Here is an 11942-nt window from a genome sequence, read left to right on the forward strand (position 1 = left end):
AAGTTGCCGGAGTGCCTCAACTCGGCTTGACCGGTGGGCCGTACAGGTCTTACGTTCTCAATGTGCGGCATCGCAGCCGCCCTCAGACGCGAAGCCCCCGGTTGTTCCCCCGTGATCGGGGGCTTCGTTCTGCCTTCTTCCGGTTCCGCGGCCGCCGCGGGGCGCCGGACGCTCACCCTGGGTCACCACGCACGAGCACCCCGCGTCCGCTCCGACCTCGCCGAACGGCCCGTGCGGCCCCCTACGGGGGCGCCGCCCCCGCAGGTACGATGCCCTCGTCGCGACCTACGGACGGTTGCTTCGCGCACAGTGCAACTCCGGTCCGTGGCACAGCGGTTCGAGCAGGGCTTCGCCGGCTGGGGGACGGCTCGTTGGCATACCGACGGGGGCACGGTTTGTGGGGGACGTGATGGACTTCGGCACGCAGGGCCCTCAGGCCCCGGCCGACCTCGCCTGGCTGCGAGGCGTGGACGCCTACACCATGGGCGCGTATCCGCAGGCGGAAGAGGAGTTCCGCGCCGCCGTGCGGATGGACTCCGGGATGGCCGACGGATGGCTGGGGCTGCACGCGCTGCGCGTCGACACGACGACCGCGCTGCTGCGGATGTTCCGGCACCGGGACCGTTTCGGGGAGCAGCGCTCCCGCTACCGCCGCACGCTCAACTCCTGGTACTGGCTGGGCTGGTGGGTGCAGCCCGTACTGGAGAGCCCCCGCGACCTGCTGCTCGCGCACGCCTCGCACTGGCTGGACGGCCGCCATGTCCCCGAGCTGGATCAGGCCCTCGCCGGGCTGCCGCCCGTGGACACCGACCACCAGGTCCGCTTCCTGCACTCCTGCCGCGCCTACCTGGTCAAGGACTGGGAGCAACTGGTCCGCCACACCGACCCGCTGCTCGACGATCCGATGCTCGGCATCGAGGCCGGCCTGTTCGGCGGCATGGCCCGGGTCCGCCTGGAGATGTACGGCCAGGCCGAACCACTGCTGTCCGCCGCGCTGATGCGCTGCCGCAGCGAGCAGCCGCAGCGCAAGGAACTGCGCTACTGGCTGGCCAGGGCGCACGAGGGCACGGGCCGCAGTGCCGCCGCGCTCCCCCTGTACCGGGCCGTGCACCGCGTCGATCCGGCCTTCATGGACACCTCCGCCCGGCTCGCCGCCATCGCCGAGGGCGACGGGTACGACGACGTCACGGACCTCGCGGCGATCACGCTCACCGGCGCCGGCCAGGACGCCGTGGACGGGCCGGACGGTTTCGATCCGCTCTTCGGCGTGGAGGGGCGCGACCTGAGACTGCCGGACCCGGAGCCGCCGATCGCTCCCCTGCCGCCGGTGACCGGCTCCGTGGTCCGTGAGCGGACCGGCCCCGTTCCCCCCCTGCCCGCCGGGCCCACCGACCCGGCGTTACTGGAGGAGGCGCTCGCCGAGCTGGAACGCATGGTGGGGCTGGAGCCGGTGAAGCGCCAGGTCAAGGCGCTGTCGGCGCAGCTGAACATGGCCCGGCTGCGGGCGGGGCAGGGCCTTCCGGTCCAGCCGCCGAAACGCCACTTCGTCTTCTCCGGCCCCTCCGGCACCGGCAAGACCACCGTCGCCCGCATCCTCGGCCGCGTTTTCTACGCCCTCGGGCTGCTCGGCGGCGACCATCTCGTGGAGGCCCAGCGGGCCGACCTGGTCGGCGAGTACCTCGGCCAGACGGCGGTGAAGGCGAACGATCTGATCGACTCGGCCCTCGGCGGCGTCCTCTTCGTCGACGAGGCCTACTCGCTGTCCAACTCGGGCTACGGAAAAGGGGACGCGTACGGCGACGAGGCCCTCCAGGTGCTGCTGAAGCGGGCGGAGGACAACCGCGACCACCTCGTGGTGATCCTGGCCGGCTACCCGGAGGGCATGGACCGCCTGCTCGCCGCGAACCCCGGGCTGTCGTCCCGTTTCACCACCCGCGTCGACTTCCCCTCGTACCGGCCGCTCGAACTCACCGAGATCGGCAAGGTGCTCGCCGCGGAGAACGGCGACCTGTGGGACGACGAGTCCCTCGACGAGCTGCGGTCCATCGCGGGGCACGTGGTGGACCAGGGGTGGATCGACGAGCTGGGGAACGGGCGGTTCCTGAGGACGCTGTACGAGAAGAGCTGCGCCTACCGGGATCTGCGGCTGTCGGTGTATCCCGGGGTGCTGGGGCGGGAGGATCTGGCGACGCTGCGGCTGCCTGATCTGATGCAGGCGTACGGGGAAGTGCTGTCCGGGCGGGGGCCACAGGACCCGCCCGGACTGTGAGGTACCGGCCCAAGGGGCCGGTACCTCTAGGTGGCCAGTACCTCCTCCGACGCCCCGCTGCTCCTGGGCTCGGTCAGCCTCACCTCGCGCACCTCACGATGCGCGGGGTCCCGCACCTCCCCCACCAGCAGCTCCAGCACGTCCTCCAGGGCGACCAGCCCGAGCACCTTCCCGGACCCGTCGGCCACCTGGGCCAGGTGCGTCGCTGCCCGCCGCATCACCGTCAGCGCGTCGTCGAGCGGCAGCTCGGACCGCAGGGTGGTCATGGGACGCCACAGGTGCTGCGGGACGGCCCGGTCCGAGTCCTCCAGGTCGAGGACGTCCTTGACGTGCAGGTAGCCCATGAACGCGCCGTTGTCCGCGGCGACCGGGAACCGGGAGTATCCCGTGCGGGCCGTGAGCCCGACGATGCGCCCGGGGGTGACCGACGGGCTGACCGTGACCAGGGACTCCCGCCTGAGCAGGACGTCCGTCACCGGACGGGAGCCCAGCTCCAGGGCGTCCTCCAGGCTCTCGGCCTCCTCCGGGTCGAGCAGGCCCGCCTGGCCGGCGTCCTCCACCAGCCGGTTCAGCTGCTCGCTGGTGAAGACGGCCTCGACCTCGTCCCTGGGCTCGACGTGGAAGAGCCTCAGGATGCCCTGCGAGACCGCGCCGAGGGCGGCGGTGATGGGCTTGCAGAAGCGCGCGAACCAGACGAGGCCGGGGCTGAGCCACAGCGCGGCCTTCTCCGGTGCCGCCATTGCCAGGTTCTTCGGGACCATCTCGCCGATGACGAGGTGGAAGAAGACCACCGCGGCGAGGGCGATGACGTAGGTGAGCGGGTGGATCATGCCGTGCGGCAGGTGGATCCACTCGAAGACCGGCTCCAGCAGGTGGGCGACCGTCGGTTCGGCGACCGCACCGAGGGTCAGCGAGCAGATCGTGATGCCGAACTGGGCCGCTGCCATCATCTGCGGCAACCGCTCGAGACCGTGGAGGACCTGCCGGGCGCGGGCGGTGCCGAGCGGTTCGATCTGGCTGCGGCGAACGGAGACCAGCGCGAACTCGGCGCCGACGAAGAAGCCGTTGGCGAGCACGAGCAGCGCGGCGAAGAGAAGCTGGAGCACGCTCATCGGACGGCCTCCGCCATGGAGACCACCGGGGCGGCCCGCACCAGCCGGACCTGTTCCGCACGGTAGTGGCCGACCTGGCGCACCGACAGCCGCCAGCCGGGCAGCTCCGCCTTGTCGCCGACGGCCGGGATACGGCCCAGCAGGTCGGCGATGAGGCCGGCGACGGTCTCGTACGGTCCTTCGGGCACGTCGAGGCCTATCCGCTGCAGGACGTCGACCCGGCAGCTGCCGTCGACGTCCCAGGCGGGTCTGCCGTCCTCCGGCGGCGCCGCGGCCAGCTCGGGCAGGTCGTGCCCGTCGTGCTCGTCACGGACCTCGCCGACGATCTCCTCGACGATGTCCTCCAGCGTGACGACACCGGCGGTACCGCCGTACTCGTCGACGACGACCGCGATGGGCTGCTCGCTGCGCAGGCGGGCGAGGAGCGGTCGTACGGGCAGCGTCTCGGGGACGAGCAGCGCCGGGCGGGCGATGTGTCCGACGGAGGTGCGCAGCCGGTCCTGGACGGGCACGGCGAGCGCGTCCTTGAGGTGGGCCATGCCGACGACCTCGTCGATCTTCTCCCGGTAGACCGGGAAGCGGGACAGGCCCGTGGCCCGGGTCAGGTTGACGACGTCCTCGGCGGTGGCCGAGGACTGCAGGGCGCTGACCTTCACGCGCGGCGTCATCACGTGCTGCGCGGTCAGCTCGCCCAGTGACAGGGTCCGGACGAACAGGTCGGCGGTGTCCTGCTCCAGGGCGCCGGCCAGGGCCGAGTGGCGGGCCAGGGAGACGAGTTCGCCCGGGGTGCGGGCGGAGGCCAGTTCCGCGGTGGGTTCGATGCCCATGGCGCGCACGAGCCGGTTGGCGACGGCGTTGAGACCGGCGATGACCGGGCGGAACAGCCGGGCGAAGACGTGCTGCGGGCCTGCGACGAAGCGCGCGACCTGTAGCGGTCGGGACACCGCCCAGTTCTTGGGCAGCAGCTCGCCGATCACCATCTGCACGGCGGAGGCCAGCAGCATGCCGACGACGACCGTGACCCCGGAGACGGCTCCGTCGGGAATGCCGATCGAGGTGAACGGGCCGTGCAGCAGCTCGGCGAGCGCCGGTTCGGCGAGCATGCCGACGACGAGCGAGGTGATGGTGATGCCGAGCTGGGTGCCGGAGAGCTGGAAGGACAGTTCCCTGAGCGATTCGACGACCCGGTGGGCGCGCCGGTCGCCATCGGCGGCGGCCTTCTCGGCCTCCGCCCGCTCGACCGTCACGAGTCCGAACTCGGCCGCCACGAAGAATCCGTTGGCGAGAATCAGCAGGAACGCGGCTGCCAGGAGCAGCAGGGGGGTGGTCATGGTGCCGCCGCCTCCGCACGGTCACGAACCTCGGCGACGAGGTCCGCGCTATGTCGGCAGGGGGCGGCGCAAGTACTGCAGGACGATCCGTCCATCGCCGGAGGGGGTCACTCCTTGGTCAGCAGGGGCCTCTGCGCACCGGTCGGGGCAACAGAGGCGGAGGCGCATCCATCACGCCTCCGCCAACAGATTAATCAAGACACGGCCCGGTGCGGCAGTGGCCGCCGCCCGTAGGATGCCGCGAGTCAGCCCTGACGCCGTTCGGGGCCCGCTGCGGAACGGGCCTCGACGAGCGCCCGCAGCGCCCGGGCGTCGGCGATGGCACGCTGCCTGGCCAGGCCCGGCTGGATGCCCAGAGCAGGCAGGCTGGTGCCGTCGCTGAGGTTGAGGAACACCCAGGGATCGCCCGGCCGGAGGGTGACCTGGAGGATCTCCGCCCATGCCAGCCGGCGCTTGTTCGTGAGATTGACGACAGTGACGCCGTCCTCGTCGACGGCGACCTTGGGACGCGCCAGGAGCAGCAGTACGGCGTCCAGCAGGAGCGCCGTGAAGACGAAGCTGACGCGTTCGCCGGGGCTGAGCTGTTTCAGCAGCATCGCGACCGCCGTGATCACCACGAAGATGGCGACGGCCGCAGCGAGCAGCACCACTCGGGTGCTGCCCGGCCGGAAGGTGACGGGCAGCGTGGGCAGGTCGGACATCTCGCGCACGCCCCTCAGAGACGGCAGGCGTGGATGGCCGTGGTCAGGATGGCCCGGGCGCCGATGTCGTACAGGTCGTCCATGATCCGCTGGGCTTCCTTGGCCGGGACCATGGCGCGGACGGCGACCCAGCCCTCGTTGTGCAGCGGGGAGACGGTCGGGGACTCCAGGCCGGGCGTGAGCGCGACGGCCTTCTCCAGCTGCTCGACGCGGCAGTCGTAGTCCATCATCACGTACGTCCGGGCGACCAGGACGCCCTGGAGGCGGCGCAGGAACTGCTGCACCTTGACGTCGTCGGCGTCCGCGCCGGTGCGGCGGATCACCACGGCCTCGGACTTCATGATCGGCTCGCCGGCGACCTCCAGGCCCGCGTTGCGCAGCGAGGTGCCGGTCTCGACGACGTCGGCGATGACCTGGGCGACGCCGAGCTGGATGGCGGTCTCGACGGCGCCGTCGAGGTGGACGACGGAGGCGTCGATGGCGTGCTCGGCGAGGTGCGCCGCCACGATGCCCTCGTAGGAGGTGGCGACGGTCTTGCCCGCCAGGTCGGCCAGGCCGCTGACGGTGCCGGGCTTGGCGGCGTAGTGGAAGGTGGAGCGGGCGAAGCCGAGGGGGAGGATCTCCTCGGCCTCGGCGCCGGAGTCGATGAGCAGGTCCCGGCCCGTGAGGCCGATGTCCAGCTGCCCGGAGGCGACGTAGATCGCGATGTCGCGGGGGCGGAGGTAGAAGAACTCGACCTCGTTCACCGGGTCGACGATCCGCAGTTCCTTCGACTCCCGGCGCTGCTGGTAGCCGGCCTCATGCAGCATCTCCGCCGCAGGGCCGGACAGGGAACCCTTGTTGGGGACGGCGATGCGCAGCATGAGGTCGGCTTCCTTTGCGTGGTGTGGTGTCGTGCGGGAACGGGCGTGGCTTAGAGGTGGGCGTAGACGTCGTCGAGGGAGATGCCGCGGGCGACCATCATCACCTGGACGTGGTACAGCAGCTGCGAGATCTCCTCGGCGGCGGCTTCCTTGCCCTCGTACTCGGCGGCCATCCACACCTCGGCGGCCTCTTCGACGACCTTCTTGCCGATGGCGTGGACGCCCTTCTCGACCAGTTCTGCGGTGCGGGAAGTGGCGGGATCGCCCTGGGCGGCCTTGTGCTGGAGCTCGGTGAAGAGCTCCTCGAACGTCTTCTTGGACATGGTGACGCTCAGCCTATGCCACAGGTGGCTTCCGTCAGCGCCAGGGTTCGGATACTGAGCGGAGGGTGGCCGCGGTCGCCACCGCCGCCGTCACCGCCTCGTGTCCCTTGTCCTCGTTCGAGCCCTCGATGCCGGCGCGGTCCAGGGCCTGCTCCTCGGTGTCGCAGGTGAGCACGCCGAAGCCGACGGGGACGCCGGTGTCGACGGAGACCTGGGTGAGGCCCTGGGTCACGCCCTGGCACACGTACTCGAAGTGGGGGGTGCCGCCGCGGATGACGACGCCGAGGGCGACGATCGCGTCGTAACCGCGGCCCGCGAGGCCCTTGGCGACGACCGGGAGCTCCCAGCTGCCGGGGACCCTGAGCAGGGTCGGCTCGTCGATGCCCAGGTCGTGCAGGGCGCGCAGGGCGCCGTCCACCAGTCCGTCCATCACCTTCTCGTGCCACTGTGCCGCGATGACGGCGACCCGGAGGTCACCCACATTGCGTACGGACAGCTCCGGTGCACCCTTGCCGCTCACGTTGCTCCTCTTGTGCTCTGTTACTGGTTGCCGCAGGCCGGCACGGTGGTCGTGTCCAGCCAGGGCAGGTCGTGGCCCATCCGGTCCCGCTTGGTGCGCAGGTAGCGGAGGTTGTGCTCGCCGGCGTTCACGGGCATCGGCACACGGGCCTTGACCGCGATGCCGTGCCGGACGAGCGCGTCGGTCTTGTCGGGGTTGTTGGTCAGCAGCCGGACGCCGCGCACGCCGAGGTCGGCGAGGATCTGTGCCCCCGCCGCGTAGTCGCGGGCGTCGGCGGGCAGGCCGAGTTCGAGGTTGGCGTCAAGGGTGTCGCGGCCGCGCTCCTGGAGTTCGTAGGCGCGCAGCTTGGACATCAGGCCGATGCCGCGGCCCTCGTGTCCGCGCAGGTAGACCACGACGCCCCGGCCCTCTTCCTGGATGCGGGCGAGGGAGGCGTCGAGCTGGGGGCCGCAGTCGCAGCGGGCCGAGCCGAAGACGTCGCCGGTGAGGCATTCGGAGTGGACGCGGACGAGGACGTCCTGGCCGTCGCCGATCTCGCCGTGCACCAGGGCGACGTGCTCGACGCCGTCGACGGTGGAGCGGTAGCCGTGGGCGGTGAAGGTGCCGTGGGCGGTGGGCAGTTGGGTCCTGGCCTCGCGGCGGACGGTGGGTTCGCTGCTGCGGCGGTAGGCGATCAGGTCCTCGATGGAGATGATCGTCAGACCGTGCTTGCGGGCGAAGGGGATCAGCTCGGGCAGGCGCAGCATGGTGCCGTCCTCGCCGGCGATCTCGACGATCGCACCGGCCGGGCGCAGGCCCGCGAGGCGGGCGAGGTCGACGGCGGCCTCGGTGTGACCGTTTCGGGTGAGGACCCCGCCGGGCCGGGAGCGCAGCGGGAAGATGTGGCCGGGACGGACGAAGTCGTCGGGCCCGGACACGCCGTCGGCGAGCAACTGGAGGGTGGTGGCACGGTCGGAGGCGGAGATGCCGGTGCTCACGCCGTGCGTGGCGGAGGCGTCGACGGAGACCGTGAACGCGGTCTTCATCGACTCGGTGTTGTCCTCGACCATCTGCGGGAGCCTCAGCCGGTCCAGCTCGTCGCCCTCCATGGGGGCGCAGATCAGGCCGCGGCACTCGCTCATCATGAAGGCGACGATCTCGGGGGTCGCCTTCTCGGCGGCGATGACGAGGTCGCCCTCGTTCTCCCGGTCCTCGTCGTCGACGACCACGACGGGGCGGCCGGCCGCGATGTCGGCGATGGCCTGCTCGACGGGGTCGAGTGCGAAGCTCTCGACGTCGCCGGTGCTGTACAGGGCGGTTGCGGCATTCATGCCGGCGCTCCTTCCAGGGTGGGCCGCGCGGCCTGACGCGAGCGCAGCCACCAGTCGCGCAGGCCCCACAGGACGAGCGCGCCGTAGATGACGTAGACGAAGCCGGAGAAGGCGTAGCCGTTGGCGAAGTTGAGGGGGACGCCGACGACGTCGACGAGCAGCCAGGCGAACCAGAACTCGACCATGCCGCGTGCCTGGGCGTACATGGCGACGATGGTGCCGACGAAGATGTAGGCGTCCGGCCAGGGGTCCCAGGACAGCTTGGGGTACGCCGTGAAGAGCAGCGCCACCGCGACCGTGCCGGCGGCGGCCGCCGCGGCCATCACCGCGCGCTCCCGCCAGGTGGCGAACCGTACGGCGATGTGGCCGTCGTCCCCCTGCTCCTTGCCGCGCTGCCACTGCCACCAGCCGTAGACGGCGACGAGCACGACGACCGCCTGCTTGCCCGCGCTGCCGGTCAGATGGCCGAAGAAGGCGCCGAAGAGGATGAGTCCGGCCAGGAACTGCACGGGCCAGGTCCAGATGGAGCGCCGCCAGCCGAGGGCGAGGGCGGCCAGGCCGAAGAGGTTGCCGACCATGTCCGACCAGAGGATGTGCTGGCCGAAGAGGGTGAAGGCCTCGGAGTTCAGAGAGTTCACCGGGTCGCTCCCTGCGCGCGGTCACCCAGCATCCGCTCGACGTACTTGGCGATGACGTCCACTTCGAGGTTGACCGGGTCGCCGGGCTGCTTGTGGCCGAGCGTGGTCAGGTCGAGGGTGGTGGGGATGAGGCTGACGGTGAAGTGGTCGGGGCCGGCGCCGACGACCGTGAGGCTGATGCCGTCGACGGTGATGGAGCCCTTCTCGACCACGTACCGGGTGAGGTCCGCGGGGAGGGAGATCGTCACGATCTCCCAGTGCTCCGAGGGCTTGCGCTCCAGGATCTCGCCGGTGCCGTCCACATGGCCCTGCACGATGTGCCCGCCGAGGCGGTCGCCGACGGCCATGGGGCGTTCGAGGTTGACCCGGGAGCCGGCTTCGAGGGCGCCGAGGCTGGAGCGGTTCAGGGTCTCGGCCATGACGTCGGCGGTGAATTCGTCGCCCTCGTGGTCGACGACCGTGAGGCAGACGCCGTTCACGGCGATCGAGTCGCCGTGCTTGGCGCCTTCGGTGACGACCGGCCCCCGCAGGCGGAAGCGACAGGCGTCGTCGAGGGTCTCGACGGCGGTGACCTCGCCCAGCTCTTCGACGATTCCGGTGAACACTTCCCGGGTCCTCCTGCCTCTTCGGGCACGGACTCCGGGGCTGTCGATGACGACAGAAGTACGAGCAGGGACACCGAGGACGACGCCGGACGGAGTCCGCCACGGGGACGGACTTCTCGGCGGCGCGCACGAATGCCCGCTCGCCGCGCACTGCCTCCCATCCGGACTTTAACCGTCGGTCCAGGAATTTCACCTGGTCAACCGGCCGCTGGAGGCGACCGGGTCGCGGACTGTAACCGCCGGTTCGGACTTTCACCGACCCCGGAGTGCGCTGCTACTGGTACACGGCCAGTGTGCCACGCCTGATCCCCGTTCAAAGGGGCGGAGTGTGTGGGCTGCCTCACAGACGGTGCCCCCGCCGTTCCCCAGCGCGACAAACGCTCCAACTCCCTCACCGCCGGGCTCCCTTGAGGCATTGGTACACACCTATTGACGATATGGTCTAGTCCTTTCTAGGGTCAACGCCTGGCTCGGCTCAACCCCACTGACCGGCCCGGCGGCGGTGACGACGGCCCTTGCCCGCCGTCGGGTCTTCCCACGCCGTGCGCACGGCGTTCTGGCAGGGTGAGTCGTATGACCACGACCACGGCCGAGGAGTTCGAAGTCCACCGGCCCAGGCTGTTCTCCCTCGCCTACCAACTGCTTGGCTCCGCGGAGGAGGCCGAGGACGCGGTCCAGGACGCCTACCTGCGCTACAGCGGCGCCGACCGGGCGGGGATCGAGCATCCGGCGGCCTGGCTGGCCAAGGTCGTCACCAATCTCTGCCTGAACCGGCTCACCTCCGCGCGTGCCCGGCGCGAGCGGTACGTCGGGACCTGGCTGCCCGAACCCGTGGTCACCTCGGACGGCACGCTCGGCCCGCTGGAGTCCGCGGAACAGCGGGAGGCGGTGTCGATGGCGATGCTGGTGCTGCTGGAGCGGCTGACGCCGACCGAACGGGCCGTGTACGTGCTGCGGGAGGCGTTCGGCTACGGGCACCGGGAGATCGCCGGGGTGCTGGAACTGAGCGAGGCCAACAGCCGTCAGCTGTACCGGCGTGCCGTGCGGCGGGTGGGCGAACCGCAGGCCCGGTTCGAGCCCGCCTCCGAGCGGCAGGAAGAGCTGGTCACGTCGTTCATCACAGCGGCCCGTGACGGGGACCTGGCCGGGCTGGAGAAGCTGCTCGCGGCCGACGCGACCTGGTGGAGCGACGGTGGCGGCAAGGTCACCGCGGCGCGGTGGCCCATCGAGGGCGGGCTCGGCATCGCCCGCTTCCTGGCGGGTGGCGGGCCGAAGTTCGCGGGGGGCCTGGACTTCGTGCCGACGGAGGTCAACGGGGCGCTGGGGCTGGCGAGCTGGGCGGGCGACACGCTCGTCGGACTGTCGGTCGTCGAGGTGCGCGACGGGCTGGTCACCGGTGTGCGGGCCGTGGTCAACCCGGACAAGCTGGCGTTCGCACGGCGTCAGCTCACCCGGACGTAGGACCGCGGGGCGCGCCTGTCACATTCGGCGGGGCTGTTCGGTCTGAGTCGGCGAGGGGCGCTCCACCCGGGAGCGCCCGGCGTCCGAAGGGGCTGAACAGCATGACCACGATCCTGGTGACCGGCGGCACCGGAACGCTGGGGCGGCTCGTCGCGGAGCGGTTGCGCACGAGCGGGCACGAGGTGCGGGTGCTCAGCCGGCACAGCGAGCCGTACGCGGTGGATCTGCGGGCGGGTGGAGCCGCGCTGGACACGGCCGTCGCCGGTGTGGACACCGTGGTGCACTGCGCGTCCGGGCAGAAGGGGGACGAGCAGGCGGCCCGGAACCTGATCAGGGCGGCGCGGGCAGCGGGCGTGCGTCATCTTGTCTACATGTCGATCGTGGGTGTAGACGAGGTGCCGTTCCCGTACTACCGGAGCAAGCTCGCGGTGGAGAAGCTGGTCGAGGAGTCGGGGATCGGCTGGACCGTGCTGCGGGCGACGCAGTTCCACGATCTGCTGATCATGATGTTCCAGGGGCTGTCGAAGCTTCCGGTGATGTTCCTCCCTGCGGGCGTGCGCGACCAGCCGGTGGAGGTGGCCGAGGTCGCGGACCGGCTGGTCGAGCTGGCGGCGGCCGCGCCGGCGGGGCGGGTCGAGGACATGGGCGGGCCGGAGGTGCGGCCGCTGGAGTCCTTCGCCCGTGCGTATCTGAAGGCGTCGGGCCGCCGGCGGGCGGTGGTGAACGTGCCGCTGTGGGGAGCGGCGTACCGGGGATTTCGCAGCGGGGGCCATCTGACGCCGCGCCGGGCCTGTCTCTTATAAACATCT

The 11942-nt window shown here is 71.0% G+C and carries 12 protein-coding genes and 1 riboswitch; of the genes, 3 read left to right on the forward strand and 9 right to left on the reverse strand.

Annotated features, from left to right (window positions below):
- Window positions 1-409: 409 nt before the first annotated feature.
- Complete coding sequence (locus C1J00_RS09350; protein ID WP_102908563.1) at window positions 410-2269, forward strand: AAA family ATPase; 1860 nt, start codon at window positions 410-412, stop codon at window positions 2267-2269.
- A gap of 26 nt (window positions 2270-2295) precedes the next feature.
- Here C1J00_RS09350 and C1J00_RS09355 read toward each other — a convergent pair whose 3' ends face one another.
- From C1J00_RS09355 to C1J00_RS09395, 9 genes are all read right to left on the reverse strand, one after another.
- Window positions 2296-3381 carry a hemolysin family protein gene (locus tag C1J00_RS09355; RefSeq protein ID WP_102908564.1) on the reverse strand — a complete coding sequence of 362 codons (1086 nt, stop codon included), beginning with the start codon at window positions 3379-3381 and terminating at the stop codon, window positions 2296-2298.
- Complete coding sequence (locus tag C1J00_RS09360; RefSeq protein ID WP_102908565.1) at window positions 3378-4712, reverse strand: hemolysin family protein; 1335 nt, start codon at window positions 4710-4712, stop codon at window positions 3378-3380. The genes C1J00_RS09355 and C1J00_RS09360 overlap by 4 nt, the downstream gene beginning before the upstream one ends.
- Window positions 4713-4957: 245 nt before the next feature.
- Entirely contained in the window at window positions 4958-5413 is a 456-nt protein-coding gene (locus tag C1J00_RS09365) for a PH domain-containing protein (RefSeq protein WP_102908575.1), read from the reverse strand.
- 14 nt (window positions 5414-5427) lie between these two features.
- Window positions 5428-6276, reverse strand: coding sequence for an ATP phosphoribosyltransferase (gene hisG / locus C1J00_RS09370; RefSeq protein ID WP_102908566.1), 849 nt, complete (start codon window positions 6274-6276; stop codon window positions 5428-5430).
- A 50-nt stretch (window positions 6277-6326) separates the two neighbouring features.
- On the reverse strand, window positions 6327-6599 hold the full coding sequence (locus C1J00_RS09375) for a phosphoribosyl-ATP diphosphatase (protein ID WP_003988914.1): 273 nt from the start codon (window positions 6597-6599) through the stop codon (window positions 6327-6329).
- Window positions 6600-6633: 34 nt separating this feature from the next.
- On the reverse strand, window positions 6634-7119 hold the full coding sequence (gene ribH, locus C1J00_RS09380; protein ID WP_102908567.1) for a 6,7-dimethyl-8-ribityllumazine synthase: 486 nt from the start codon (window positions 7117-7119) through the stop codon (window positions 6634-6636).
- Window positions 7120-7139: 20 nt separating this feature from the next.
- Entirely contained in the window at window positions 7140-8429 is a 1290-nt protein-coding gene (locus C1J00_RS09385) for a bifunctional 3,4-dihydroxy-2-butanone-4-phosphate synthase/GTP cyclohydrolase II (RefSeq protein ID WP_102908568.1), read from the reverse strand.
- The gene (locus C1J00_RS09390) at window positions 8426-9067 is read right to left on the reverse strand and encodes a nicotinamide mononucleotide transporter family protein (RefSeq protein ID WP_102908569.1); all 642 of its coding nucleotides are present in this window, start codon (window positions 9065-9067) and stop codon (window positions 8426-8428) included. The genes C1J00_RS09385 and C1J00_RS09390 overlap by 4 nt, the downstream gene beginning before the upstream one ends.
- Complete coding sequence (locus C1J00_RS09395; RefSeq protein ID WP_102908570.1) at window positions 9064-9672, reverse strand: riboflavin synthase; 609 nt, start codon at window positions 9670-9672, stop codon at window positions 9064-9066. Before C1J00_RS09395 ends, C1J00_RS09390 begins: the two co-directional genes overlap by 4 nt.
- A gap of 143 nt (window positions 9673-9815) precedes the next feature.
- Window positions 9816-9946: riboswitch (FMN riboswitch) on the reverse strand.
- Between the two features lie 299 nt (window positions 9947-10245).
- Here C1J00_RS09395 and C1J00_RS09400 point away from each other — a divergent pair.
- Entirely contained in the window at window positions 10246-11133 is an 888-nt protein-coding gene (locus tag C1J00_RS09400) for an RNA polymerase sigma-70 factor (RefSeq protein ID WP_102908571.1), read from the forward strand.
- A gap of 101 nt (window positions 11134-11234) precedes the next feature.
- The gene (locus tag C1J00_RS09405) at window positions 11235-11936 is read left to right on the forward strand and encodes an SDR family oxidoreductase (RefSeq protein ID WP_102908572.1); all 702 of its coding nucleotides are present in this window, start codon (window positions 11235-11237) and stop codon (window positions 11934-11936) included.
- The last annotated feature ends 6 nt before the right edge of the window (window positions 11937-11942 follow it).

Origin of the sequence: Streptomyces cahuitamycinicus, from assembly GCF_002891435.1 — a bacterium.
Classification (GTDB): Bacteria; Actinomycetota; Actinomycetes; order Streptomycetales; family Streptomycetaceae; genus Streptomyces; species Streptomyces cahuitamycinicus.

Excerpts from the sequence above, each read along its gene's own strand:
- C1J00_RS09365 (WP_102908575.1), bottom strand. The coding sequence starts at position 5,413 with ATGTCCGACCTGCCCACGCTGCCCGTCACCTTCCGGCCGGGCAGCACC.
- C1J00_RS09350 (WP_102908563.1), top strand. The coding sequence starts at position 410 with ATGGACTTCGGCACGCAGGGCCCTCAGGCCCCGGCCGACCTCGCCTGG.
- C1J00_RS09355 (WP_102908564.1), bottom strand. The coding sequence starts at position 3,381 with ATGAGCGTGCTCCAGCTTCTCTTCGCCGCGCTGCTCGTGCTCGCCAAC.
- C1J00_RS09360 (WP_102908565.1), bottom strand. The coding sequence starts at position 4,712 with ATGACCACCCCCCTGCTGCTCCTGGCAGCCGCGTTCCTGCTGATTCTC.
- hisG (WP_102908566.1), bottom strand. The coding sequence starts at position 6,276 with ATGCTGCGCATCGCCGTCCCCAACAAGGGTTCCCTGTCCGGCCCTGCG.
- C1J00_RS09375 (WP_003988914.1), bottom strand. The coding sequence starts at position 6,599 with ATGTCCAAGAAGACGTTCGAGGAGCTCTTCACCGAGCTCCAGCACAAG.
- C1J00_RS09400 (WP_102908571.1), top strand. The coding sequence starts at position 10,246 with ATGACCACGACCACGGCCGAGGAGTTCGAAGTCCACCGGCCCAGGCTG.
- C1J00_RS09385 (WP_102908568.1), bottom strand. The coding sequence starts at position 8,429 with ATGAATGCCGCAACCGCCCTGTACAGCACCGGCGACGTCGAGAGCTTC.
- C1J00_RS09405 (WP_102908572.1), top strand. The coding sequence starts at position 11,235 with ATGACCACGATCCTGGTGACCGGCGGCACCGGAACGCTGGGGCGGCTC.